The organism is Microbacterium sp. C7(2022) (genome assembly GCF_028823665.1).
In the GTDB taxonomy this organism is placed as follows: Bacteria; Actinomycetota; Actinomycetes; order Actinomycetales; family Microbacteriaceae; genus Microbacterium.
The window spans coordinates 229,073-253,644 of the sequence record NZ_JAPEHV010000006.1; the positions used below are offsets into that span (position 1 = coordinate 229,073).

Sequence of the window (24,572 nt, forward strand, 5' to 3'; positions counted from 1 at the left end):
CGAGCAGGCCGTGCGGGACGCGACGTCACCGCAGGCCGCGACGCGTGGCATCCTGGACCTCACCGATCAACTCCTCGATGATGTCCTCGAGGAAGAGCACGGCGGTGGTCTCACCCTTCGCGTTGCGCACGCGGGCCAAATGACGTCCGGCTTCACGCATGAGCGCGAGTGCGTCCTCGAGGTCGGTCGTCTCGAGCACCGGCACCATGTGGTGAATGCGCTTGGCCGGGATCGGCGCGACAACATCCTTCGTCGCGCTCGCACCCTCTGCGGCCCGCAACACGTCCTTCAAGTGCACATACCCGAGAGGTTCGCCCTCGCCGTCGACGATCACGTAGCGCGAGAAGCCGTGTTTGGCGACCGAGCGCTCGATCTGGTCAGGCGTCGTCGATTCGTCGAGTGTGACGAGGTCTGCCAGCGGCACCGCGATGTCGCGTGCCTTTTTGTCGGTGAACTCGACCACCGCCGCCACCGCGCCAGACGTGTCGTCGAGCACGCCCTCGATACGCGACTGGTTGACGATCGTCGCAACCTCCTCGAGCGTGAAGGTCGACGCGGCCTCGTCCTTCGGCTCGACCCGGAAGAGCCGCACGATGTGGTTCGCGATCCAGTTGAGCGTGACGATCACCGGATGGAAGACCTTCGACACCCACACCAGCGGGGTTGCCAACATCAGCACCGCACGGTCGGGCACCGAGAACGCCAGGTTCTTCGGAACCATTTCACCGAAGACGACGTGCAGGTACGACACCACCACGAGGGCGATCACGAAGGCGACCGTGTCGACCGCAGCCTCAGACCAGCCCGTCAGCCCCAACGGCTCGGCGAGCAGGTGGTGAATAGCGGGCTCGGACACGTTCAAGATCAGCAGCGAGCAGATCGTGATACCCAACTGGCTGGTGGCCAGCATGAGCGTCGCGTGCTCCATGGCGTACAGCGCGGTCTTCGCCGCGCGGGAGCCCTTTTCAGCCAGCGGCTCGATCTGCGAGCGGCGAGCGGAGATGACGGCGAACTCAGCGCCGACGAAGAAGGCATTCGCGATGAGCAGCACCACGAGCCAGGCAATTCCCGCCCAATCGTTCATCGTGCACCCCCCTCGCTCACGGCATCGCCGGTGACGGCATCAGCCTCGCTGGGTGGAGCGACCGCGGTGAACCGCACGCGATCCACGCGACGCCCGTCCATTCGCTGCACCTCGAGCTTTCCGTCTTCGATGTCGACGGTGTCGCCCACGCGCGGAATGCGCTCGAGCACACTCATGATGTAGCCGCCGACCGTGTCGTACACGTCCCCTTCGGGAATTCGGATGCCGGTCTGATCGACCAGCTCGTCCGGGCGCAGTTCACCGGGGAACACGACCGCGTCCGCAACCCGCACCACCCCCGCCCGGCGCCGATCGTGCTCATCAAGCACCTCACCGACGATCTCTTCGACCAGGTCTTCGAGGGTGACCACGCCAGCTGTGCCGCCGTACTCATCGACGACGACGGCCATCTGATACCCCTTGGCGCGCAATTCCGCCATCAGGACATCGAGGTGTACGGCCTCGGGAACACGCAGCGGCTCGGTGGCGATGGCCGCAGCCGGCACGTCCGCACGGCGGTCGCGCGGCACGCTCACGGCCGCTTTCAAGTGAACGATGCCCGTGATGTCGTCCATCGAGTCGTCGTACACCGGGAAGCGGCTGTGCCCGGTACGCCGGGCAAGCTGGATGACTTCTTCGACCGAGTCCTCGACGGCGAGCGCATGGATGCTCGGGCGCGGCGTCATGACATCCGCGGCAGACAGGCGGGTGAACGTGAGGCTACGATCCAGCAGGCTTGCGGTGTCTTCCTCGAGCACACCAGCGCTCGCCGAGCGGCGCACGAGACTCGAAAGCTCTTCGGCGGTGCGCGCACCCGACAGTTCTTCCTTGGGCTCGATGCCCATGGCGCGCAGCACGCCGTTGGCGCTGCCGTTGAGGACGACGATCGCCGGCTTGAACACCGTCGTGAAGGCGACCTGGAACGGCATGACCAGCTTGGCCGTCTGCCGCGGGATCGCGAGGGCGAAGTTCTTGGGCACCAGCTCGCCGATGATCATGGAGAAGATCGTGGCGAGGGTGATGGCGATCACGACGCCGAGCGGGGTGACGATCGCCGACGGTAGCCCCCAGCCGGTGAGGACCGGACGCAGCAGGTTCGAGATCGCGGGTTCCATGGTGTAACCCGTGAGGAGCGTGGTCAGGGTGATACCCAACTGCGCGCTGGAGAGGTGCGTCGAGGTGATGCGCAGAGCACTGATAGTCAGCGCGAGGCGCGACTCACCGGCATCCCGTCGCGCTTCGAGATCGGCACGGTCGAGGTTCACCAACGCGAACTCCGAGGCCACGAACAGGCCCGTTCCGATTGTCAGGAGGAGCCCCACGCCTAACATGACGTAGTCCATCACGCATCACCTCCATTCACAGCGGAGGCAGGTCGGTGGGGCAAGCGTCTACAACTAGGAGGGTCGTCCATCGTCCTCACATCCTAAGCCACCCGCGCGGCGCCGTGCGCCGCGGTCGCCCCACCCCTCGCCCCTCGCCCCTCGCCCCTCCAAAAAATCCCGCGAGTGAGCACGAATCCTGCATCCGAGCATCCACTTTCGTACTCATTCGCAGGAAACGTGCTCGCGGACGTAGCCGCGCGCAGCGCGCGGCGCCTCCTCCCCAGCGGCGCGCCGGGGCGAAGCATCCACAAACCTCACTCAGCAGCACCTCGCACACCCGCCATACACAAGCATCAGAGCGTGAATTGGATGCTGCATCCCCCGCTCGACTCCGTCTACCGTCGCCGCGAGAACGATGGTGAGCCCGTCAACGACAGACGCGTGCGGCACCAGCTCGACGCAGGCGCTGTCGTGCGTATCGCTCCGGGCTCGTACGCCGACACCGTGTCCTGGCGCGCCCTCTCACGGGCGACCAGCACGCGCAGCGGGTGTGGGAAGCGGCCGCACGGTTGGCGCCCGGGCAGGTGTTCTCCCACCTGTCGGCCGCCGCTCTCTGGGGCATCCACATCCTCGGCGCATGGCCCGACGCCGTTGACGTCAGCGTTGATCGTTCGCGCGCCACTCGCTCCGGCGGCGCGATCCGTCGGCACAGTCGGGTCATCGACGGCGCTGCGGTTCAGCCGTGGGGCACGCACGCGGTCACGACCCCCGCGCAAACTGCGCTCGATCTGGCCGCGTGTTTGCCTTTCGTCGAGGGCGTCGCCGTCGCGGATCAGGTGCTATGGACACGGCGCCGAGGAGGCCCGCTCGCCCACCCCGCTGACCTGGCATTTCTCGCGGAGAGCACCGCCGGACGCGGCAGCGGGCGAGCCCGCCGCGTGACGGCGTTCGCGCGCGGCGGCGCCGACAGTGTGCGCGAGTCGCAGAGCCGCGTCGTGCTGGCGACGCTGGGGTTCCCGGAACCGCGGCTGCAACAACGGTTCATGCTACCCAACGGCCGCGACGCGTTCTCGGACTTCTTCTGGCCAGAGCATTCTCATATCGGAGAGTTCGACGGACTCGACAAGTACCGCGATCCCGCGTTGCTGCGGGGGCGCACTCCCGAGGAGGCGCTCATCGCAGAGAAAGATCGCGAAGACGAACTGCGTCGCCTGGTGAGTCGGTTCTCGCGATGGCGAACGCCCATGCTGACGCACCCCCAGCGGCTGTATGACACGCTGACGGGCGCCGGGCTGCCTTCGTCCCGTCCGCGCCCCGGTCGCTGAAGCCCCGCCTCGCCGCTTGCACCGCGTCCTGCGCTTGCGCCGCGTCGCGGCCCGCACGCGCCGCGACTGCGCACCCCACTGCCCTGCTCACGCACCCACTCGCGGCGCCTCCACCCGACGAATGAGCATGAAACCTGCGAAACGGACAGAAAAAGGACGCTCAGTCGCAGGTTTCGTGCTCACGAGCGGTGACCCCACAGGCCCCGACACCGCCCCGCTGAGTAGCTCGCGCAACCGCAACCGCAACGCCACTACCAACTGACGGGCAGCGCCTTGCCTTCTTCGTATCCCGCGGCTGACTGCAGTCCGACGCGAGCGCGCTCGTGAAATTCTGGAACGCTCGCCGCGCCGGCATAGGTGAACGACGAACGCACGCCCGAGGTGATCATGTCGAGCAGGTCCTCGATGCCCGGGCGCTGCGGGTCAAGGTAGATCTTCGACGACGAGATTCCTTCGGCGAACAGTTCTTTTCGGGCGAGTTCGTAGGGATCCAGCCGCCCGAACCGCTCGTGCACGGCTTTTGTCGACGCCATCCCCCACGATTCCTTGTACACGCGGCCGTCGCCATCGACGCGGAGCTCGCCCGGCGCTTCGATGGTTCCGGCGAACCAGGAGCCGATCATGACGGATGCCGCCCCCGCCGCGAGCGCCAGGGCCACATCTCGGGGGTAACGCACGCCGCCGTCCGCCCACACATGGGCGCCGTGCGCACGAGCTGCCTCCGCGGTCTCGAGCACCGCAGAGAACTGCGGCCGCCCGACCGCGGTCATCATCCGCGTCGTGCACATCGCACCCGGCCCCACGCCAACCTTGAGGATCGATGCGCCCGCCTGCACCAGGTCATCGACACCGTCCGAGGTGACGATATTGCCTGCCGCGACGGGAATCCCCAGCCCCAACTCGTCGACGGCGCGCAACGCTCGGAGCATTCCCTCTTGATGACCGTGCGCGGTATCGACGACGATCACGTCAACGCCGGCCGCGGCGAGCGCCCGGGCTTTCGCGGCGACGTCCCCGTTGATCCCGACAGCAGCGGCGACAATCAACCGGCCCGACGTGTCGACCGCGGGTCGGTACAGCGTCGAGCGGAGGGCTGACCGGCGCGAGAGCGTACCGATGACGTGACCGTGATGCACGACGCAGACCATTTCGGCCTCGGCAGCGACGAGCACGTCGAAAGCGTGCCGGGGGCCGTCGATGTCTTCCGCGTCGATGGATGCTGTGCGCCCCCGCGCAAGGTCCCCCAACCGCGCGTCGGGGAGCGCGGTCCCCAACCGAGATGCGGGAACAATCCCCTGCACGTCCGCGACGTCGAGAGTCGGGCCAGAGGAAGAAGCCACGACGATGCCGTGCCCGACCGTGGCGGGGAGGAGCTTCGCTGCCTCAGCCACGGTGGTGTCGGGCGAAAGGATGAGCGGGGTATCCCACACGACAGGTTGATCCTTGACCCATCGGATCGCCGCATCCAATTCCTGCAGCGGCATGTCCTGTGGCAAGACCCCGAGGCCGCCGCGGCGTGCGAGCGTGGCGGCCAATCGCGGGCCGGTGACCGAGTTCATGTTGGCGCTGACCAACGGCACTGTCGCCGTCGTGCCGTCGCACGGCGACAGGTCGACGTCGAGGCGGCTGGTCACCGCCGACCGGCGTGGCACGAGGAACACATCCGAGTACGTCAGATCCACACTGGGCGCTTCGCCGATGAACTTCATGACTCCACGGTACTGTCCGCTTGGTGCACAGGTAAGGATGCAGGATCTTTACAGGCTGACGGGTCCGGATGCCGGAATGGTGCGGAATAACTGGGCTACGCTTAACACGCCTACGCATGGGTGCTCAGACTCCCGGTAGGAGACCGATCTTCATCGAAGAAAGCAGGCGATCGAGAGTGTCCAGCCAGGTGACGGGCGTCGGGGTTTCGACCGAAGGAGAGTTCGGAGCCAACGAATGGCTCGTCGACGAACTGTACGAACAGTTCAAAGTCGACAAGAACTCCGTCGACAAGGCCTGGTGGCCCGTTCTCGAGGCGTACCACCCCGTCAAGGAATCGTCCGGGGATGCCGACACCGCAGCGCCGGCATCGACCGGCGACAAGCACGAGGAGCCCAAGCCCGTGACAGCCCCCGTGCCGGTGATCAGCGCTCAACCCGTGGCCCGCACGACCGCGCGCCCCGCCGCACCGCAGCCGATTCCCGCCCAGGCGCCGACGTTGGCGCCCACGGCTTCGGATGAGCCGGCGGAAGACAAGGTCACTGTCCTGCGCGGGATGCCAAAGACCCTGGCTGCCAACATGGACGACTCGCTGACCGTCCCGACGGCGACGAGCGTCCGCACAGTGCCAGCGAAGCTGATGATCGACAACCGCATCGTCATCAACAACCACATGTCGCGCACGCGCGGCGGCAAGATCAGCTTCACCCATCTGATCGGCTGGGCGCTCATTCAGGCGCTCAAGGAGTTCCCGAGTCAGAACGTCTTCTACGCGGAGATCGATGGCAAGCCGTCGGTAGTCGCGCCCGCGCACGTCAACCTGGGTATCGCGATCGACCTACCCAAGCCGGATGGCACCCGCGCGCTCATGGTGCCCAGCATCAAGCGCGCTGACACCCTCACATTCAGCGAATACCTCGCTTCGTACGAAGACCTGGTCAGCCGCGCCCGCGGCGGGAAGCTCACCGCAGCAGACTTCCAGGGCACGACGATCTCGCTCACGAACCCCGGCGGTATCGGCACCGTTCACTCCGTGCCACGCCTGATGAAGGGTCAGGGTTGCATCGTCGGCGCCGGAGCGCTCGAGTACCCGGCCGAGTTCCAGGGTGCGAGCGCGAAGACGCTCAACGAGATGGCCATCGGCAAGACCATCACCCTCACCAGCACGTACGATCACCGCGTCATCCAGGGCGCTGGCTCGGGCGAATTCCTCAAGAAGGTGCACGAACTGCTGATCGGGCAGCGCGGCTTCTACGACGACATCTTCGCCGCGCTTCGCATTCCGTACGCGCCCATCCACTGGGCCACCGACATCAACGTCGACCTCGCTGAGCGCGTCGACAAGCAGGCTCGCGTCCAGGAGCTCATCAACTCCTTCCGCGTGCGCGGCCACATGATGGCCGACACGGACCCGCTGGAGTACGTCCAGCGCACCCACCCCGACCTCGAGATCGAGCAGCACGGCCTGACGTTCTGGGACCTTGACCGCGAATTCGTCACCGGCGGTTTCGGCGGCAAGCGCCTCATGAAACTGCGCGACATCCTCGGCGTGCTGCGTGACTCGTACTGCCGCACTATCGGCGTCGAGTACATGCACATCCAAGACCCGGAGCAGCGTCGCTGGTTCCAGGAGATTCTGGAGGTCAAGTACCAGAAGCCCAGCCACGACGAGCAGATGCGCATCCTCGACAAGCTCAACCAGGCCGAGGCGTTCGAGACTTTCCTGCAGACAAAGTACGTCGGACAGAAGCGGTTCAGCCTCGAAGGTGGCGAGTCTCTCATTCCACTGCTGGACGAGGTGCTCCAGGGCGCCGCGGAAGCGGGGCTCGACGGTGCCGCGATCGGTATGGCCCACCGTGGTCGCCTCAACGTGCTGACGAACATCGCCGGAAAGACGTACGGTCAGGTCTTCCGCGAGTTCGAGGGTGCGGTTGCTATCGGTTCGAAGAGCGGATCGGGTGATGTCAAGTACCACCTCGGCACCGAAGGCACGTTCGTCGCCGACGGCGGGGAGGAACTCCCGGTCTATCTGGCTGCCAACCCCTCACACCTTGAGACGGTCGACGGCGTACTCGAGGGCATCGTGCGCGCCAAGCAGGACCGCAAGCCGATCGGCACCTTCTCGTGGTTGCCCATTCTGGTTCACGGCGATGCCGCGTTCGCAGGTCAGGGCGTGGTGGTCGAGACGCTGCAGATGTCGCAGCTGCGGGGTTACCGCACGGGCGGCACGGTGCACGTGGTCGTCAACAACCAGGTCGGCTTCACCACCACCCCGCAGGACGGTCGCTCGTCGATCTACTCCACTGACGTCGCGAAGACTGTCCAGGCGCCGATCTTCCACGTCAACGGGGATGACCCCGAAGCTGTGGTGCGCGTCTCGCAGCTGGCATTCGCGTACCGCGAGAAGTTCCACCGCGACGTCGTGATCGACCTCGTATGCTACCGCCGCCGCGGTCACAACGAGGGCGATGACCCGTCGATGACGCAGCCGCTCATGACGAACCTGATCGAGGCGAAGCGCTCCGTACGCCGCCTGTACACCGAAGCGCTCGTCGGACGCGGTGATATCACAGAAGAAGAATACGAGCAGGCCAAGCGCGACTTCCAGGACCGCCTCGAAGTCGCCTTCGCCGAAACTCATGCAGCCGAGACCGGCGCATCAGGCATCGTGGCTCCTGACACCAGCTCAGTGCAGGTTGTCGGCGCCCCCGAGACCACCGGCGTCTCACGCGAGGTCGTTCAGCTCGTCGGCGACGCGTTCGTGAACAAGCCCGACGGCTTCACCGTGCACACCAAGCTGCAGCAGCTGCTCGACAAGCGCGCTGATATGAGCCGCAACGGCAACATCGACTGGTCCTTCGGCGAACTGTTGGCGTTCGGTTCACTCTTGCTGGAGAAGACCAATGTCCGCCTCGCTGGCCAGGACGTGCGGCGCGGGACGTTCGTGCAGCGCCACGCGGTGCTGCACGACCGTGCGAACGGGCAGGAGTGGATCCCGCTCGGCAATCTCAACGACGACCAGGGGCGCTTCTGGGTCTACGACTCGTTGCTGAGCGAGTACGCGGCCATGGCCTTCGAGTACGGCTACTCAGTCGAGCGTGCCGACTCTCTCGTGCTGTGGGAAGCCCAGTTCGGCGACTTCGCGAATGGTGCACAGTCGGTCATCGATGAGTTCATCTCCTCGGCCGATCAGAAGTGGGGGCAGCAGTCGAGCGTCGTCCTGCTTCTCCCTCACGGCTATGAGGGCCAGGGACCCGACCACTCCTCGGCACGCATTGAGCGTTATCTGCAGATGTGCGCACAGGACAACATGGTCGTTGCGCGCCCGTCGACGCCCGCGTCGTACTTCCACCTGCTCCGCCGTCAGGCGTACTCGCGTCCGCGTCGGCCGATGGTCGTGTTCACACCCAAGGCGATGTTGCGCCTTCGCGGGGCAACCAGCCCCGTCGAGGACTTCCTGGACGGCACCTTCCAGCCGGTTCTCGATGATGACCGCGGCGTCGACAAGACCGCGGTGACGCGCGTCCTGCTGCACTCGGGCAAGATCCATTGGGATCTCCGCGCCGAACTCGACAAGAACCCGAACCCCGACATCGCGTTGGTTCGCGTGGAGCAGTTCTACCCCGCTCCGGTCAGCGAATTGAACGCGATCATCGACCAGTACCCGAACGCCGAGTTGGTGTGGGTACAGGACGAGCCCGAGAACCAGGGCGCGTGGCCGTTCATCGCACTCGAGGTGGTCAAGCACCTGCACGGTCGTACGATCCGCCGCGTCTCGCGCGCTGCGGCCGCTTCGACCGCGACCGGGTCACCGAAGGTACACGCCGTCGAGCACGCAGAAATCATGAAGAAGGCGCTCACCACGCGCTGATCGCCAGAGGAGGAAGTCGGCGGGGGGGCAGCCCGCCGCCGCCGGATGCCACGGCATCCGGGACTTCCTTCTCTCCCTCTCACGACCACCCATGAATCTCGCACTCCTGGTGAATCCCGCCGCCCGAGCGGGCGCGCACACGAACATCGCCGAAGAAGCCGCCCGCCATCTGCGAGGGCAGGGCGTGCAGGTGAGCATGCTCAGCGGCGGGAGCGCGGAAGAGTCTCGGCAACTGCTTCGTGCTGCCATCGCCGCAGGCGCTGATGCCGTCGCAGTGATGGGCGGCGACGGCACAGTCGGCCTTGCCATCAACGAGCTCGCGGGCACCGCGATCCCCCTGGGCATCATCCCTGCTGGCACCGGAAACGACTTCGCCCTGGCGATGGGAATCCCCGAGCGGGACGCCCATGCGGCTGCCGACACGATCGCCGCCGACCACGTCCGCACGGTAGACGTGGCACGGATCGGCTCCGCCGACGGCTCCACTCAGCGGTACGGGACGATCCTCGCGACGGGCTTCGATTCGAAAGTCAACGACCGCGCGAACACCATGCGCTGGCCCCGAGGCCGCGCTCGCTACACTCTCGCGATCCTGATCGAATTCCTGGTGTTACGAGCGAACACCTATCAGGTCGACTGGGAGCACGGCGACGGGACAACCGGCTCGTACCGCGGTGGCCTCCTGCTCGCCGCGGTGGCGAACGGACCCACGTATGGCGGCGGTATCCCCATCGCCCCTGCCGCCGAAATGGACGACGGACTGCTCGACCTCGTTCTGGTGCGACCCGCCGGGCGACTCGCCCTGCTGCGCTTGCTCGGCAAGGTGTACCGCGGTGCGCATGAGAGCGAGTCCATCGTCTCTACCTACCGGGTCCGCAGCGTCACGGTCGACTCGCCGGGGCTCGCTGGCTACGCCGACGGGGATCGAGTGGGAGAACTGCCGATCACCGTCAACGTCGAGCCGAAGATGCTGAGCGTGTTCGCCCGACCAGCACGCCCACGCACATCGTCAGTGTGACGCCTGTGCCTCACGGAGCCGTGCGATCACGAGATCGCGCAGCTCTTCGGGTGCGGCTTCTTTGCATGCTCGCGCAACGACATCGGTCAACGTCGTCGCGACGAGCGCTTCGTCACGGCACTCGGGGCAGTTCTCCAGATGCTCGGCAATGTCGGTGTGCTTGGTCTTGCACACCTCGTGCCGCAGGTACTCCTCCAGGTCACGCCGCGCCTTCTCGCAGCCGCAATCGCTCATTTCGTGCTCCTCGTGGCGGACTGAATGCCGCGCTCTTTCGCGTAGTCGGCGAGTGATTCGCGGAGCATTCGTCTGCCTCGATGCAGGCGGCTCATCACGGTGCCGATGGGGGTTTTCATGATGTCGGCGATCTCTTGGTAGGCGAACCCCTCGACATCGGCGAGGTACACCGCAAGCCGGAAGTCCTCGGGGATGGCCTGCAGCGCATCCTTCACCACGGACGCCGGCATATGGTCGATCGCCTCTGCTTCTGCTGAGCGAGTCGTGCTGGCGGTGGTCGACTCCGCCCCACCCAGTTGCCAGTCCTCGAGCTCGTCGATCGTTCCCTGGTACGGCTCGCGCTGCTTCTTGCGGTAGGTATTGATGTAGGTGTTGGTCAGGATTCGGTAGAGCCAGGCCTTCAGGTTCGTGCCTTGCGTGAAGGTCTGCCAAGACGCGAAGGCCTTGACGAACGTCTCCTGCACCAGATCGGCGGCATCCGCGGGGTTGCGCGTCATGCGCATCGCCGCCGCATACAGCTGATCCATGAAGGGCAGCGCCTGCTCCTCGAACTGACGGCGCGCCTCTTCGGCGTGGTTCTCGTGATCGCTCATCACGCGCAAGTCTATGGCCGCGCGCTCTGCGATACCGGTGAACGCTTCGTCGGGGTCGATGGTCAAGGTTTCGTCCGGCATCACCAGGGCCATGAGTTCCTCTCCTCTTCGACGATCGCGGTTCGCGCACCGGCGGGGTCGCACCGGTTCAGTAGGGTAGAACGCGATGACAGTCGACGGGTATTCCCCTGCTCCTTCCGCCGCCGAATCGACGGGCGGAGGTTGGCGCGCGCCGCTCGCGCCGCGGCCGCTCCATGCGAGCGTCACCGTCCCGGGGTCGAAGTCCTTGACCAATCGTGAGCTCATCCTCGCTGCGCTGGCCGACGGCCCGAGTGTGCTGAGCGCACCCCTGCACTCGGATGATTCCGTGCGCATGGTTAATGCGTTGCGCGCACTCGGCGTGGGCGTCGAACTCATTCCCGGCGAAGGACCCTATGGCGACGACATCGAAGTCACCCCGATCCGCCCGTTTGCTGGCGCCACGACGGTGGATTCCGGGCAAGCCGGCACGGTCATGCGTTTCGTGGCAGCCCTGGCCGGCTTCGCCGAGGGAGATGTGACCCTCACCGCGCACGAGAGTGCTCTGCACCGCCCGATGGGCGTCATGATCTCCGCGCTCCGCGACATCGGTGTCGACATCGATGACGGCGGACGCTGGACGCTGCCCTTCTCCGTCCGCGGCCACGGCCACATTCGCGGCGGCGAGGTCACGATCGACGCGAGCGCGTCGAGTCAGTTCGTATCCGGCTTGCTTCTTGCCGCGCCACGGTTCGATGTCGGTCTGCACCTGCATCACGCAGGCGAGCGCCTCCCCAGCATTCCCCACATCGATATGACCGTCGAGGCGCTCGCCCATCGCGGCGTGCATGTCGAACGTCCGAGCATCGGTGAATGGATCGTTCCAGCCGGGCCGATTCGCGGAAAAGACGTCGCGATCGAACCGGATCTATCCAATGCGGCCCCCTTCCTCGCTGCGGCGATGATCGCCGGGGGCTCGGTCACCGTCACCGGGTGGCCAGCGCACTCAACTCAACCCGGTGCAATGCTGAGCGACATCCTGCCCGTCATGGGTGCGCGCGTGAGCCGCCGCGGCGGTGCACTCACAGTCACGGCGGGCAGCGGCATCCGCGGAGTCGATCTCGACCTCTCGGCGGCCGGTGAACTCACGCCGACAATCTTCGCGCTGGCTGCGTTCGCGGATTCACCGACCACTCTGTACGGGATCGGCCACATCCGCGGCCACGAAACTGACCGCATCGCGGCACTGGTTGGCGAACTGCGGAACCTGGGCGGCGAAGCGCATGAGCTCGAGGACGGCATTCGGATCGTCCCGGCACCGCTCCGGGCGGGAACATGGCGGGCACACCATGATCACCGCATGGCCACCACGGGTGCGCTCATCGGGCTCGCCGTCCCGGGCGTGATCGTCGACGATATCGGAACTACGGCCAAGACCATGCCCGAGTTCCCCGAAATCTGGCAGCGGATGCTCGATGATTCGGCGGCCGCACCCGCCGCCGCAGAGGCACCGTGAGCTGGCTCGACGATCTCGACGACGACGAACCGGGGTTCGACGAGGCTGACGTGCGCGTCCGGCCCAACCCGAAAGCCAACCGGCCGCGCACGAAGCGCCGCCCCGCTCATGCGGACGCCCGCATTGCTCGCGTGCTTGGCGTCGACCGTGGCCGCTACACCGTGCTGGTGGACGAAGACGGACCCGAGGAACGCACGATCCTCGCCACCCGAGCGCGTGAACTACGCAAGATGCCCATCGTGACCGGCGATCGCGCACGCGTGGTCGGGGACACCTCGGGCGAGGAGGGCACGTTGTCGCGCATCGTCGGCATCGAAGATCGCTCCTCCCTGTTGCGACGCAGCGCCGACGACACCGATCAGGTGGAACGCGTGATCGTCGCCAATGCCGATCAGATGCTCGTCGTGGTCGCTGCAGCAGACCCTGAGCCGCGCGAACGCCTGGTCGACCGGTACCTGATCGCAGCGCTCGATGCGGGCATGAAGCCCCTCCTCGTCGTCACCAAGACCGATCTCGCCGACCCGAGCGAGTTCCTCGCACACTTCGACGCACTCGACGATCTGCAGGTGTTCACCAGCGGGCTTTCCACGGGGGGCATGCCGCTCGACGAGATCGGCGCTGCGCTCGTCGGGCACTCCACGGTGTTCGTCGGTCACTCCGGCGTAGGGAAATCAACGTTGGTCAACGCGCTTGTCCCTGACGCACGTCGCGCCACGGGCCACGTCAACGAGGTCACGGGGCGCGGGCGTCACACCTCGAGTTCCACGGTGTCGTTGCGGTATCGCGGTGATGCCGGCAACGGGTGGGTCATCGACACCCCGGGCGTTCGTTCCTTCGGCTTGGGGCACGTCGACACCGCGAACATCCTGCGCGCGTTCACGGACCTCGCGGAGATCGCGCTGGAGTGCCCGCGTGGATGCACGCACCTCAAGAGCGCCCCCGACTGCGCTCTACCCGAGGCTGTTGACGAGGGGCGGCTGGGACCACGTGGCGCCGCCCGCGTGGACTCCCTCCAGCGCCTTTTGCAGACGTTCGCGGACAAGACCTGACCTTCCCCACCCCGTAGGCTGGTGGACGTGACTCAGCGCCTTGCCACCGGATCCCCTGCCCCCGACTTCACCCTCGTCAATCAGGACGGCACCGCCGTTTCGGCTGCCGATCTTCGCGGCCAGGGCGTGATCTTGTTCTTCTACCCCGCCGCAATGACACCGGGCTGCACGACCGAAGCGTGCGACTTCCGCGACAGCCTCGCACCGCTTCAGGCCGCGGGATACACCGTTCTCGGCGTATCGCGCGATGAACCAGCCAAGCTCCGCGAATTCCGTGAGCGCGATGGCCTCACCTATGACCTGCTGAGCGACCCGGATCACTCGGTACACGAGGCGTACGGCGCGTGGGGCGAAAAGCAAAACTACGGCAAGACGGTCACCGGCGTCATCCGGTCGACCTTCGTCCTCGATGCGGACGGCACCGTGGTTCACGCCCTCTACAACGTCAAGGCGACAGGGCACGTCGCGCGGGTGCGCACCCTCGTCGGAGTGTGATGAACATGGTCGGATGCTGGACCCGGCATCCGACCATCATCACTCGCGCGCAGATCGCCCCGACGCTCGCACGGCGAAGATGAGAAGGGTGAGCGTAATCACAGCCGGCACCGCCAGCCACAGCGCAGTGACAGGCTCTGCGTACTGCCCCGTCGCTGCCCCGAGCGCCACAGCGAGGATCAGCAACTGAGTGACGATGCCGCCGCTGCGGCCCCAGCTCAGTCCGCGCCACAGACCGACGGCGAAGGCGATCACTGCGGCAGCGAACACAGCCGAAAGCACCAAGAGCGCCAGCGCGGTGCTGACGATGCCGGTGTCGCCCGTCACCAGTGCGACGACCTCCCACCCCACGAGGACGGCGAGCCCAAGCCCTTCGAGCGCGACCACGATCGCCGAGAGGCGATCCCAGAGTGTTGTGAGCATTCGCCGTTCTCCCTTGCCGTACTGCCGCATGAGTTGTGTGAACCCTCTAGATCACCGAGCGAATGCTCAGGTAACCGTCCAGAAACATCCCGTTCATCCCTTGATTCACGTTATGGGCTATGGGACGATTGAAAAAGCCGTGTGCTCCCACAGCGACGTGGGGCGAGCATCGCTCGCACTCCCCACAGGGTACCGGACCCGAACCGGGACTCTCGTCACACATTCACCCCGTTATCAAGGAGCACCCCCATGGACTGGCGCGACAAGGCCGCCTGCTTGACCGTTGACCCCGAACTGTTCTTCCCCGTGGGGAACACCGGTCCGGCCGTTGACCAGATCGAAAAGGCGAAGACCGTCTGCGCCAAGTGCACCGTTACCGAGGTGTGCCTGCAGTACGCACTCGAGACCGGCCAGGACTCCGGCGTGTGGGGCGGGCTCTCCGAGGATGAGCGCCGCGCCCTCAAGCGCCGCGCGGCACGCGCTCGTCGCGCCTCCTGACACACGCAGACACGCCCCTCTCGATCGGAGATCCCTCCAGATGGAGAGGGGCGTTCTTCGTGTCAGTCTTTGGCGATATAGCGCAGCGGAATCTCGATCGTGACTTCGGTCCCGCTGCCGGTCAGCGTATGCCAGTCGATCGTGCCACTTAGTTCACCCTGAATGAGCGTGCGCACGATCTGCGTCCCGAGACCGTTGCCCACTTGCCCCTCGGGCAGGCCTGATCCGGTGTCGCGCACGCGCACTTCGAGGCGTTCCTCGTCACGGTCGGCGACGATTTCCACGTCGCCCTCTTGACCCGCCAAGCCATGCTCCACGGCGTTCGTGACGAGCTCGGTCAGCGCGAGAGCCAGCGGCGTCGCGTACTCGCTGGGCAAGGTGCCGAATCTTCCCGACGAGCGCGTGCGTGCACGCGTGTTCGGTGCAGCCGCGACTTCGGCGACCAGTTTGAGCACGCGCGCGAACACATCGTCGAAGTCCACGTTCTGCGCGAGCCCCTCAGACAGCGTGTCGTGCACCACGGCGATCGCCGCCACACGACGCATCGCGTGCGTGAGAGCCTCGCGCGCCTCTTCGGAGTGCGAACGCCGCGCCTGGATACGCAGGAGCGAGGCCACCGTCTGAAGGTTGTTCTTCACGCGATGGTGGATCTCGCGGATCGTCGCGTCTTTCGTAATGAGTTCTTGCTCTTGATGGCGAATTTCTGTCACATCGCGGCACAGCAAAATGGCACCGACACGAGTGCCGTGATCGCGGAGCGGAATCGTCCGCAACGACACCGTGACGCCGCGCGCCTCCATGTCAGCCCGCCACGGAGCACGACCGGTCACCACCACCGGAAGCGATTCGTCGAACTGACGCTTGTTCGGCAGGATGCGCGTCACCACTTCGACCAGCGACTCCCCTTCGAGCTCGTCAACGAATCCGAGGCGGTTGAACGCTGACAGCGCATTCGGGCTCGCGAACGTGGTGACGCCATCGACGTCCAACCTCACCAACCCGTCCGATGCGCGCGGAGCGCCGCGTCGCGGGGACGTCGGAGCTGACATATCGGGAAACTCCCCCGACGCGACCATTCCGAACAGGTCGTCTGCGCAATCGTTGAAGGTGATCTGCTGACGCGAGGGGGTGCGTGTCTCTCCGAGGTTGGTGTGGCGTGTGAGCACGCCCAGCGTCTGTGGCGCCTGACCGCTGATCGACCGCACCACGGGCACCGCACGCACGCGGGTGGGTGTCTCTTCGAACCAGTCCGGCGACGCCGAATCAATGATTCGGCCCGTACCGTACGCTTCGCGAACCTGCGTGGTCCACTGCGGGCGCACACGGTCGCCGACGATGTCACGGTAGAACAGCGTCGCCGCTCCGCTCGGCCGGGTGTGGGCGACCGCGATGAAGGAATCGTCGGGTGTCGGCACCCACAAGACGATGTCGGCGAACGCCAGATCGGCGAGGAGTTGACCATCACCTGCCAAGCGATGAAGCCATTCGACGTCATCAGCGGTAGTGCGGCCTTGGGCGTAGACGAGGTCACTAAGTGTCGACACGAGTCCAGCCTATTGTGCCGCCCTCATGCCATCGCGGATGCGCGACGTCGCGTGCCGCGGCGACCACGGGCGGGCTCCAGAACCGGCGCGCCCACGACGTGCTCCCCCACGAAGCGCCTCAGCGCGAGAGTGAACGGCGACCGGGGCGCGATATCGGCGATCGGCCGGCTCGCGAGGAGCGCGGCATCTGCCGACCGCGGGTCTTGGGGCAAGAACGACACGTCGGTGATCCCCGCGAACCGGTCGAGCGTACGTCGCACCTGGCCACGGGCATCGATACCCAGCGATCCCGCGCGCAGCCGGTTCGCCAAGACCAATACAGGTGTGGAGCCGATCTCAGATCTCAGCTCCGCGTATCCACGCACGAATCGCGCGACGCCGACCGGATCGGCACCGACGACTGCCACCACGAGGTCAGCGCTGTGCACGGCGGCCAGTGTCGCGTCGTTGCGGCGCAGTCCGTCTACATCGCTGATGATCTCTTCGTCGCGCTCCAGCGAGGCCGCCACATCGACCACCGTATAGTCGGCCCACGCGCGGCACTGAGCCAGCGCGCCAGTGACACGTCGATGGGTGAGCTCGGGCCACCGAGACGGTCGGTTCAGTCCCGTCAGCACTTCGACATTCGTCCCGGGCAACCGCAGGCTGATTCGCGTCAGCTCCCGCGCATCGAGCGTGCCCGCGTCGAACTGTCGGCACGCCGCCGCAAAGCCTGGGCCTTCGTCGGCGAGCCCCAGGCTGAGAGCGAGCGAGGGTGAATGCGAGTCGGCGTCGATCAGCGCAACATGCCTGTCACCACGCGAGAGTTCGACAGCGAGTTCGATGGCGACGGTCGAGCGACCAGGTGCACCGCTCGCTCCCCACACCGTGATGACGCGGGGAGCGGATGCCACGGGCTCACGCATCGCAACGGGAGCAGTTCGCAACCGATCGGCAAGCACCCACGGCTCCACGTTCGCAGCGATCGGGTGCTCCAATCCGAACAGTGAAGCGATACGTTCCGCTGCAGCATCCCCGCACCGTGGCACGACCCGTACGCTCGCTCGATCGCACATGGCGACGACCTGGGCGGTGACACTGTCCTTGCTCACGTCGAGCAGCACTGCTTCGGCGTCCATTACCGCCCGCAGGACCGTTTCGGAATCCGAACCCCAAGCGACATCTTGAGCAGCGGCGGCCAGCGCGGTCGGGGCCACGATCGCCACCACCGAGACACCTTCACGCGCGAGGGCGTGGGCGACGGCATCCCCGTCGTCGATCGCGAGGACGACATTCACGAGCGCACTCCGGCCGAAACGATCGACAGCGCGGACTGATCGGCGATCGCGGAGAGTACGACGGCCACATCTGCGCGCGGAACCACGAGCTCGACCGACACCGCACCACCCCCGATCGCGGAGTCGTCGCGGGTCAGCGCGGCCACGGTGGCGTCGGCCACGAGGATTCGCGGCGTGTCATAGACGTTGCGATCGACCAAGGGGGCACTCCAGAGCTCGACGACGGCGCCGACGTCGATCGACGCGGGGACGTCCGCGCTGGTGCGCACGACAACGCTTGCCGTTCTCACGGCGTCGGCCGTAGCCACGGCTGCGTGCGGCACGAGTTCCCCCTCTTCGATGGTGCGAGTCGCGACGACTCCCTCGACGAAGACGCTGTCGATCATGTACGTGTCCGATGCCGCGCCCAGCGCCACGTCGACCACGCGCAAATCGTCGCGCGTCACCACCTCGCCGGGAACGATCGTGTGCGCGGCCGCCAGAACGGGCGTCGTCTGCCGCGCTGCGGCGACGACGAACCACACGCCAGCGATGGATGCCACCACGAGAATCACACCGAGCACAAGACGAACGTCGACCCACGCCGAACGGTGCGGCGCACGGGAAGCATCGGGAGCGGTCATGGGTCCATCGTCACGTACTTCGCAGTTGCGTCCGGAGTGTTATCCACAGGCGTGGCGGTCGCGACCCAGGTTGACGCGTGCGCGCAATAATGGGGACATGCCCGAAAACCTCGCCGACGACGCGCGCCTTCTTGCGCCCGCGCAGGTTGGCGAGCTCTTGTCGATATCGGTCGACGAAGTGATGGCGCTTGTCATGGAAGGACGCCTGCGGGGGCTGCGCGCGGGTGCGCCGGCGCGCTGGCGAATCGAAGAGGCCAGCGTCGCGGAGTATCTCGATGACCAGGCCGAAGAGGCTCGGCGGATGGCGTTGTGGCGACAATCGAGCACAGCGAGCTTTCCCGAGCTGTGGGGCCAGAACGTCATTCGCCACTCCGACTGACGGCGTGCCCACACGACGGCGGCGCCCGACCACCGCGTCAGGCGACAGCGTTGTCCGCCACGGCGTCAGATGACGGCGGGCGATTCGAGGCGCACCCACGCGATCGCGCTGAACGGAATCACGCGGAACGCGGTGACGTGACCGGATCGCCGGGGCGCCCCGGCGTCGTGCAGCGCGATATCCAGGTGGTCTGCACCCGCTCGATCAATCGTTCCGGTGAGCGGGGATCCCCCGCGACGCAACTGCACGGCGACTCCGACACGACGGCGCACCAGCCCGCGCAGCACGAAACCAAACGTCATTCTTTCGGCGAGCGCACTGCGTTCGGGAGCGGGCCGTGCACTGCGAAGGATGTCGGCGTGCGGCATCCCGACCCCTTCAATCGACGCAAGCGGCACGAGCATCTCGCCCGGGCCTGGAGGATCGAGCGCGGCCCAATCCACGCCGACGGCTGTGGCCGCGGCCTGGATCACCGTCCCGTCGCACAGGTGAAATGTCGGCGGATCGCTAGTTGCCTCGCGCGATGTCAGCATGGTGAGCCTGTCGCGCAACTCGACGCGGGAGAGGCGCAGTCGCTCTGCCTCGGTGTCGAGCGCAGCTCTCTCGGCCTCCCATTCAGAGGCGAGCTGATCTTCTAGATCATCAAAAAAGCGGTCCCAACGCACTCGCCGAGAGTAGAGCACGGATTACAAGTCGATGAGAAGTTATCCACAACCGGGGCTTTCGTCTCTCGCTGAGAGTTCGCCGTGTGTTCTACTAGCCGTCAGACGATCCCCCACTGTCGAGATAGGTATCCCATGGCAACGCTGCCCGCGGGCACTTCCCGCGCATATCGAGCATCGGATGAGGCATGGCGACTCTCTGAGTTCTTCGCCCCGCAACGAACTCCCAGCACAGATCTGCCCGAAGTCGAGCCTTTCCTTCGGAACCTGACCATCGGCGTGCTCGAGGTACTCGCCGGGGTGCGCGAGGTCGATCAACTGGCGAGGTGGCTCACGGAGGAGCCGTTTCGCAAGCTGGTCACGCGCGCCAACTTGTCAGCGCGAGCGCGCAACGCGCGCGGCGTCCCCGCGGCGCGTCCGCCGCACCGCTTGATGTCGATCCACCACACCTCCCCCGCAGACAGCGTGGTGGAAGCAACCGTCATCGTTCAAATGCCGACGCGCGTGCGTGCTGTCGCCATTCGCCTCGAGGGCATGGACGGCCGCTGGCGTGCCACCTCGGTCGGCGTTCTCTGACTTTCCTGCCGGCGACGGAACCGACCCCAACGATGTGGTCGGCTCCGTTCGTCACCTCACGCCGCGCGACAGGGCACATCACTGCCGGTAGGACGCGAGGAAGTTCCCCAGTCGTTCGATGGCCTCGGTGAGCACGCGAGCCTCGGGCAGGGTCACGATGCGCACGTGATCCGGCGTCGCCCAGTTGAAACCGGTGCCCTGCACGAGCAGCACATGCTCGGCCATGAGGAAGTCGTAGACGAACTTCGCATCATCGCGGATCTCGTGCACGTTCGGATCGAACCGAGGGAACGCATAGAGCGCCCCCCGTGGCTTGACGCACGACACGCCGGGGATCGACTCGAGGGTCTGCCACGCGGCATCCCTCTGTTCATGCAATCGCCCCGTCGGTGCGATGAGCGAATCGATCGACTGCACTCCTGACAGCGCCGCTTGAACGGCGAACTGGGCCGGCACGTTCGGACAAAGTCGAGTGGATGCCAGGAGGGTGATCCCCTCGAGGAACCCCGATGCGTGCGACTTCGGGCCGGTGATGACCAGCCAACCCGAACGGTACCCGGCCACGCGATAGGTCTTCGATAGCCCGTTGAAGGTCAGGACCAGCAGGTCAGGAGCCACGGACGCCATCGGAATGTGCTGCGCGTCATCGAAAAGAATGCGGTCGTAAATTTCGTCTGAGAGCACAAGAAGCGAGTGCTCTCGCGCAATCTCGGCGAGACCCTCCAGCACCTCACGGGAGTACACCGCGCCGGTGGGATTGTTGGGATTGATGACGACGATGGCCTTCGTGCGCTCGGTGACCTTCGAGCGGATGTCTTCGAGGTCGGGCTGCCACCCATTCTCTTCATCACAGATGTAGTGGACCGGCGTCCCGCCACCGAGGCTCGTCATCGCTGTCCACAGCGGGTAGTCGGGGGCGGGAATGAGAACTTCGTCGCCTTCGTCCAGCAGTGCCTGCATCACCATCGTGATGAGTTCCGACACCCCGTTTCCCAGGTACACGTCGTCGGGGTCGACCTTCGGGAAGGTGGGATCTTCCTCGTAGCGCGACACCACCGCGCGGCGAGCAGACATGATCCCTCGGCTATCGGAGTAGCCATGAGCCTGAGGCACCGCTTCGATCATGTCGCGCACGATCTGAAAGGGCGCCTCGAAGCCGAAGACCGCAGGATTTCCCGTGTTGAGCTTGAGGATCGAATGACCCTCTGCCTCAAGGCGGTCCGCCGCGACCAGTGCCTGCCCTCGGATCTCGTAGAGGACGTCCTTGAGCTTGCTGGACTGATCGAGAGGGCGAAGTGGACTCATCGCCTCAGGATATCGGTGACGCCGGGTGGCCAATCGACAGCGCGTGGACCGCGGCCACTCGAACGCGTACTCGACTGGATTGTGGCGCGCGGAACCCTCGTCACCGCGGTGCTGCTCTTCACCGTGGGGGCCGCCCTCCTCATCGTCGGCGTCGTGCGCGTGACATGAGGAGGGCAGCGATGCTCACTTGTTCTTGTCTGCTGCGCGGCGCTGTGCACGGTTGAGCGGAGCGGCTGCCGCGGCATCCGTCTTCTGCCCAAACGCTCCGCGCGGAGCATCTGCTTCCTGAGCCTGAGCGGGAGCGGCGGAGGCAGCGGCTGCGGCCTGGCGCACACGAGACGTCGCCGACTGCTGCACCTGCCCGCGCTCGTTGCGCACCTCGACCTCGCCGGCGTCGTTCGCTGCCGAATACTCCAGTCGCTGGCCTTCGATCGGTGTCGCGCCGAGACCCTTGGCCTCGACCTCGGTACCACCTTCGCCTTGACGACGAACCTCGACCTCGAGGTTGTAGAGGTACCCGACGGACTCTTCCTTGATCTGGCCCATCATCGACTGGAACATCTGGTAGCCCTCGCGCTGATACTCGATCAGCGGGTCGCGCTGAGCCATCGCGCGCAGGCCGATGCCGTCCTTGAGGTAGTCCATCTCGTAGAGGTGATCGCGCCAGCGGCGGTCAAGAACCTGGAGGACAACGCGACGCTCGAGCTCGCGGGTCGCGGCGGTTCCCAGCGTCTCCTCACGCTTCTCATACGCGATGCGTGCGTCCGAGAGGATCTCGCGCTTGAGACCGTCTGCGTTGATGCCGCCGCGACGACCCGCCGCTTCTGAGACGACCTCGTCGATCGTGACGTTCACCGGGTACAGGGTCTTCAGCTCTGTCCACAGCGAGTCGAAGTCCCAGTTCTCGCTGTGACCCGAACCAGTGTGGTCATCGATCACTGCGTTGATGGCATCTTCGATGAAGTGCTGCACGCGATCGGCGATGTCATCGCCCTGCAGGATGTGCCGGCGGTCCGAGTAAATCGCCTCGCGCTGACGGTTCAGCACGTCGTCGTACTTGAGGACGTTCTTGCGGATCTCGGCGTTGCGGCTCTCGACCTGGCTCTGCGCCGACTTGATCGCGCGCGAAACCATGCCCGATTCGATCGCGACATCGTCGGGGAAGTTCGTGCGCGCAAGGATCGCCTCGGCAGCACCCGACTGGAACAGGCGCATGAGATCATCGGTCAGCGAGAGGTAGAAACGGCTCTCACCGGGGTCTCCCTGACGGCCCGAGCGACCGCGCAACTGATTGTCGATTCGTCGAGACTCGTGACGCTCGGTACCCAGCACATAGAGACCGCCCGCCTCGGTGACCTTCGCAGCCTCTTCGGTTACCGTCTCCCGGGTGCTCTCGTAGACGGCATCCCATTCGGCTTCATACTCTTCGGGCGTCTCGACCGGGTCGAGACCCTTGGCCTTCATCTCCTGAACGGCGAGGAACTCGGCGTTTCCGCCCAGCATGATGTCGGTACCGCGACCGGCCATGTTGGTGGCGACGGTGACGGCGCCGTATCGACCCGCACGGGCGACGATCTCTGCTTCACGCGCGTGGTTCTTCGCATTGAGAACCTCGTGCTTGATGCCCTTCTTCGCGAGCAGGCGCGAGAGGTATTCGCTCTTCTCGACGCTCACGGTGCCGACCAGAACCGGCTGGCCCTTCTCGTGCCGACCGGCGATGTCTTCGACGACCTGGGCGAACTTCGCCTGCTCGTTCTTGTAGACGAGGTCCGGCTGGTCCTTGCGAACCATCGGCCGGTTGGTGGGAATCGGCACGACACCCAACTGATAGGTGGACATGAACTCGGCCGCTTCGGTCTCGGCGGTACCGGTCATACCCGCGAGCTTGTCGTACAGGCGGAAGTAGTTCTGCAACGTCACCGTGGCGAGAGTCTGGTTCTCGGCCTTGACGGGGACGGCTTCCTTCGCCTCGATGGCCTGGTGGATGCCCTCGTTGTACCGACGACCGACGAGGATGCGCCCGGTGTGCTCGTCGACGATCATGACCTCGTCGTTCATCACGACGTAGTCGCTGTCGCGCTTGAACAGGGCGAGCGCCTTGATCGAGTTGTTGAGGAACGAGATGAGGGGCGTGTTGGCTGACTCGTACAGGTTATCGATGCCGAGGTAATCCTCAACCTTCTCAATGCCTGGTTCGAGCACACCGACGGTGCGCTTCTTTTCGTCGACCTCGTAGTCGACGCCGACCTCGAGGGTCTTGGCGATCTTGGCGAATTCGACGAACCAGCGGTTCGCCTCACCCGAAGAAGGCCCCGAGATGATGAGCGGTGTGCGGGCCTCGTCGATGAGGATCGAGTCCACCTCGTCGACGATGGCGAAGAAGTGACCGCGCTGCACGAGGTCTTCCTTGCGCCACGCCATGTTGTCGCGCAGGTAGTCGAATCCGAACTCGTTGTTCGTGCCGTATGTGATGTCGGCGTTGTACTGCTCGCGACGGATCTCGGGAGTCTGGCCCGACACGATCGTGCCGGTCGTCATGCCCAGCGTGCGATAGATACGACCCATCAACTCGGCCTGGTAAGAGGCGAGGAAGTCGTTCACGGTGATGACGTGCACACCCTTGCCCGCGATCGCGTTGAGATATACCGGGAAGGCACCCGTGAGGGTCTTACCCTCACCGGTCTTCATCTCGGCGATGTTGCCGAGGTGCAACGCTGCACCACCCATCAGCTGGACGTCGTAGGCGCGCTGCCCCAGCGTGCGCTTGGCGGCCTCGCGCACAGCGGCGAAGGCCTCCGGCATCAGTTGGTCCAGGGTCTCGCCGGCCTCGTGCCGGGCGCGAAGCTCGGCAGTCTCGTTGCGCAGTTCCTCGTCGGTGAGTTGCGCGTAGTCCTCTTCGAGGGCGTTGACGGCCTTGACGACCTGCTGCAGCCGTCGGAGCACGCGGCCCTCGCCGGCACGAAGCAGTTTCTCGAGGGGGTTTGCCACGAAGTGTCTCCATCTGTCGGGTTCGACGCAGTTTGGCGTCGATGCCGCCCGGACCCCAGTCC

General features: G+C 65.7%; 22 protein-coding genes. 10 read left to right on the forward strand and 12 right to left on the reverse strand.

The genetic code is table 11. The features are described 5' to 3' along the window. Window positions 1-25: 25 nt before the first annotated feature. Window positions 26-1,084 (reverse strand): hemolysin family protein, encoded by a 1,059-nt coding sequence (locus ON062_RS11470; protein ID WP_274647273.1) that lies wholly within the window; start codon window positions 1,082-1,084, stop codon window positions 26-28. Next, window positions 1,081-2,427, reverse strand: coding sequence for a hemolysin family protein (locus tag ON062_RS11475; RefSeq protein ID WP_274647420.1), 1,347 nt, complete (start codon window positions 2,425-2,427; stop codon window positions 1,081-1,083). Before ON062_RS11475 ends, ON062_RS11470 begins: the two co-directional genes overlap by 4 nt. Window positions 2,428-2,957: 530 nt before the next feature. On the opposite strand from ON062_RS11475, the gene ON062_RS11480 reads away from it, so the two are divergent. Continuing rightward, complete coding sequence (locus ON062_RS11480) at window positions 2,958-3,734, forward strand: hypothetical protein (protein ID WP_274647274.1); 777 nt, start codon at window positions 2,958-2,960, stop codon at window positions 3,732-3,734. A gap of 251 nt (window positions 3,735-3,985) precedes the next feature. Here ON062_RS11480 and ON062_RS11485 read toward each other — a convergent pair whose 3' ends face one another. Continuing rightward, window positions 3,986-5,443 (reverse strand): GuaB1 family IMP dehydrogenase-related protein, encoded by a 1,458-nt coding sequence (locus ON062_RS11485; RefSeq protein ID WP_274647275.1) that lies wholly within the window; start codon window positions 5,441-5,443, stop codon window positions 3,986-3,988. Between the two features lie 176 nt (window positions 5,444-5,619). On the opposite strand from ON062_RS11485, the gene ON062_RS11490 reads away from it, so the two are divergent. Further along, window positions 5,620-9,312 carry a multifunctional oxoglutarate decarboxylase/oxoglutarate dehydrogenase thiamine pyrophosphate-binding subunit/dihydrolipoyllysine-residue succinyltransferase subunit gene (locus tag ON062_RS11490; RefSeq protein ID WP_274647276.1) on the forward strand — a complete coding sequence of 1,231 codons (3,693 nt, stop codon included), beginning with the start codon at window positions 5,620-5,622 and terminating at the stop codon, window positions 9,310-9,312. 91 nt (window positions 9,313-9,403) lie between these two features. Beyond that, the gene (locus tag ON062_RS11495; protein ID WP_274647277.1) at window positions 9,404-10,330 is read left to right on the forward strand and encodes a diacylglycerol kinase family protein; all 927 of its coding nucleotides are present in this window, start codon (window positions 9,404-9,406) and stop codon (window positions 10,328-10,330) included. Here ON062_RS11495 and ON062_RS11500 read toward each other — a convergent pair. Together ON062_RS11500 and ON062_RS11505 are read right to left on the reverse strand one after the other, a co-directional pair. Further along, a complete protein-coding gene (locus ON062_RS11500; protein WP_274647278.1) occupies window positions 10,322-10,564 on the reverse strand; it encodes a zf-HC2 domain-containing protein in 243 nt (80 codons plus the stop codon). The two genes, ON062_RS11495 and ON062_RS11500, sit on opposite strands and share 9 nt — an antisense overlap. Next, window positions 10,561-11,157, reverse strand: a complete 597-nt coding sequence (locus ON062_RS11505; RefSeq protein ID WP_274647421.1) for a sigma-70 family RNA polymerase sigma factor — start codon at window positions 11,155-11,157, stop codon at window positions 10,561-10,563. The genes ON062_RS11500 and ON062_RS11505 overlap by 4 nt, the downstream gene beginning before the upstream one ends. Window positions 11,158-11,323: 166 nt before the next feature. Here ON062_RS11505 and aroA point away from each other — a divergent pair, with 166 nt between their 5' ends. Genes aroA through bcp form a run of 3 tightly spaced genes read left to right on the forward strand, consistent with a single transcriptional unit; the run spans window position 11,324 to window position 14,235 of the window. Then, entirely contained in the window at window positions 11,324-12,691 is a 1,368-nt protein-coding gene (gene aroA, locus ON062_RS11510; RefSeq protein WP_274647279.1) for a 3-phosphoshikimate 1-carboxyvinyltransferase, read from the forward strand. Then, window positions 12,688-13,740, forward strand: coding sequence for a ribosome small subunit-dependent GTPase A (gene rsgA / locus ON062_RS11515; protein ID WP_274647280.1), 1,053 nt, complete (start codon window positions 12,688-12,690; stop codon window positions 13,738-13,740). Before aroA ends, rsgA begins: the two co-directional genes overlap by 4 nt. 27 nt (window positions 13,741-13,767) lie before the next feature. Next, on the forward strand, window positions 13,768-14,235 hold the full coding sequence (gene bcp / locus ON062_RS11520; protein WP_274647281.1) for a thioredoxin-dependent thiol peroxidase: 468 nt from the start codon (window positions 13,768-13,770) through the stop codon (window positions 14,233-14,235). 39 nt (window positions 14,236-14,274) lie between these two features. Here bcp and ON062_RS11525 read toward each other — a convergent pair whose 3' ends face one another. Then, entirely contained in the window at window positions 14,275-14,658 is a 384-nt protein-coding gene (locus tag ON062_RS11525) for a histidine kinase (protein ID WP_274647282.1), read from the reverse strand. Between the two features lie 249 nt (window positions 14,659-14,907). On the opposite strand from ON062_RS11525, the gene ON062_RS11530 reads away from it, so the two are divergent. Next, window positions 14,908-15,156 (forward strand): WhiB family transcriptional regulator, encoded by a 249-nt coding sequence (locus ON062_RS11530; RefSeq protein WP_274647283.1) that lies wholly within the window; start codon window positions 14,908-14,910, stop codon window positions 15,154-15,156. 62 nt (window positions 15,157-15,218) lie between these two features. Here ON062_RS11530 and ON062_RS11535 read toward each other — a convergent pair whose 3' ends face one another. The 3 genes from ON062_RS11535 to ON062_RS11545 are packed head-to-tail and all read right to left on the reverse strand — an operon-like array spanning window position 15,219 to window position 18,600. Further along, window positions 15,219-16,700, reverse strand: a complete 1,482-nt coding sequence (locus tag ON062_RS11535) for a sensor histidine kinase (RefSeq protein ID WP_274647284.1) — start codon at window positions 16,698-16,700, stop codon at window positions 15,219-15,221. Between the two features lie 23 nt (window positions 16,701-16,723). Further along, window positions 16,724-17,977, reverse strand: coding sequence for a P-loop NTPase (locus ON062_RS11540; RefSeq protein WP_274647285.1), 1,254 nt, complete (start codon window positions 17,975-17,977; stop codon window positions 16,724-16,726). After that, window positions 17,974-18,600, reverse strand: a complete 627-nt coding sequence (locus tag ON062_RS11545; protein WP_274647286.1) for an SAF domain-containing protein — start codon at window positions 18,598-18,600, stop codon at window positions 17,974-17,976. Before ON062_RS11545 ends, ON062_RS11540 begins: the two co-directional genes overlap by 4 nt. 97 nt (window positions 18,601-18,697) lie before the next feature. Here ON062_RS11545 and ON062_RS11550 point away from each other — a divergent pair, with 97 nt between their 5' ends. Then, window positions 18,698-18,979: a helix-turn-helix domain-containing protein gene (locus tag ON062_RS11550; RefSeq protein ID WP_274647287.1), complete on the forward strand. Its 282-nt coding sequence runs from the start codon at window positions 18,698-18,700 to the stop codon at window positions 18,977-18,979. A 65-nt stretch (window positions 18,980-19,044) separates the two neighbouring features. Here the strand turns inward: ON062_RS11550 and ON062_RS11555 are convergent, their stop codons facing one another. Next, window positions 19,045-19,644, reverse strand: coding sequence for a hypothetical protein (locus ON062_RS11555; protein WP_274647288.1), 600 nt, complete (start codon window positions 19,642-19,644; stop codon window positions 19,045-19,047). Window positions 19,645-19,776: 132 nt separating this feature from the next. Here ON062_RS11555 and ON062_RS11560 point away from each other — a divergent pair, with 132 nt between their 5' ends. Continuing rightward, entirely contained in the window at window positions 19,777-20,217 is a 441-nt protein-coding gene (locus ON062_RS11560; RefSeq protein ID WP_274647289.1) for an Rv3235 family protein, read from the forward strand. Window positions 20,218-20,295: 78 nt separating this feature from the next. Here ON062_RS11560 and ON062_RS11565 read toward each other — a convergent pair whose 3' ends face one another. Beyond that, window positions 20,296-21,522 (reverse strand): pyridoxal phosphate-dependent aminotransferase, encoded by a 1,227-nt coding sequence (locus ON062_RS11565; RefSeq protein ID WP_274647290.1) that lies wholly within the window; start codon window positions 21,520-21,522, stop codon window positions 20,296-20,298. 15 nt (window positions 21,523-21,537) lie between these two features. On the opposite strand from ON062_RS11565, the gene ON062_RS11570 reads away from it, so the two are divergent. Beyond that, on the forward strand, window positions 21,538-21,690 hold the full coding sequence (locus ON062_RS11570; RefSeq protein WP_274647291.1) for a hypothetical protein: 153 nt from the start codon (window positions 21,538-21,540) through the stop codon (window positions 21,688-21,690). 15 nt (window positions 21,691-21,705) lie between these two features. Here ON062_RS11570 and secA read toward each other — a convergent pair whose 3' ends face one another. After that, a complete protein-coding gene (gene secA, locus ON062_RS11575; RefSeq protein WP_274647292.1) occupies window positions 21,706-24,510 on the reverse strand; it encodes a preprotein translocase subunit SecA in 2,805 nt (934 codons plus the stop codon). Window positions 24,511-24,572: the final 62 nt, after the last annotated feature.

What these genes read in the sequence shown, in the direction of transcription:
- ON062_RS11530 (WP_274647283.1), top strand. Translation starts at nt 14,908, where the DNA reads ATGGACTGGCGCGACAAGGCCGCCTGCTTGACCGTTGACCCCGAACTG.
- ON062_RS11500 (WP_274647278.1), bottom strand. Translation starts at nt 10,564, where the DNA reads ATGAGCGATTGCGGCTGCGAGAAGGCGCGGCGTGACCTGGAGGAGTAC.
- ON062_RS11475 (WP_274647420.1), bottom strand. Translation starts at nt 2,427, where the DNA reads ATGGACTACGTCATGTTAGGCGTGGGGCTCCTCCTGACAATCGGAACG.
- ON062_RS11495 (WP_274647277.1), top strand. Translation starts at nt 9,404, where the DNA reads ATGAATCTCGCACTCCTGGTGAATCCCGCCGCCCGAGCGGGCGCGCAC.
- ON062_RS11565 (WP_274647290.1), bottom strand. Translation starts at nt 21,522, where the DNA reads ATGAGTCCACTTCGCCCTCTCGATCAGTCCAGCAAGCTCAAGGACGTC.
- ON062_RS11550 (WP_274647287.1), top strand. Translation starts at nt 18,698, where the DNA reads ATGCCCGAAAACCTCGCCGACGACGCGCGCCTTCTTGCGCCCGCGCAG.
- ON062_RS11545 (WP_274647286.1), bottom strand. Translation starts at nt 18,600, where the DNA reads ATGACCGCTCCCGATGCTTCCCGTGCGCCGCACCGTTCGGCGTGGGTC.
- ON062_RS11505 (WP_274647421.1), bottom strand. Translation starts at nt 11,157, where the DNA reads ATGAGCGATCACGAGAACCACGCCGAAGAGGCGCGCCGTCAGTTCGAG.
- aroA (WP_274647279.1), top strand. Translation starts at nt 11,324, where the DNA reads ATGACAGTCGACGGGTATTCCCCTGCTCCTTCCGCCGCCGAATCGACG.
- ON062_RS11470 (WP_274647273.1), bottom strand. Translation starts at nt 1,084, where the DNA reads ATGAACGATTGGGCGGGAATTGCCTGGCTCGTGGTGCTGCTCATCGCG.
- ON062_RS11485 (WP_274647275.1), bottom strand. Translation starts at nt 5,443, where the DNA reads ATGAAGTTCATCGGCGAAGCGCCCAGTGTGGATCTGACGTACTCGGAT.
- ON062_RS11525 (WP_274647282.1), bottom strand. Translation starts at nt 14,658, where the DNA reads ATGCTCACAACACTCTGGGATCGCCTCTCGGCGATCGTGGTCGCGCTC.
- ON062_RS11560 (WP_274647289.1), top strand. Translation starts at nt 19,777, where the DNA reads ATGGCAACGCTGCCCGCGGGCACTTCCCGCGCATATCGAGCATCGGAT.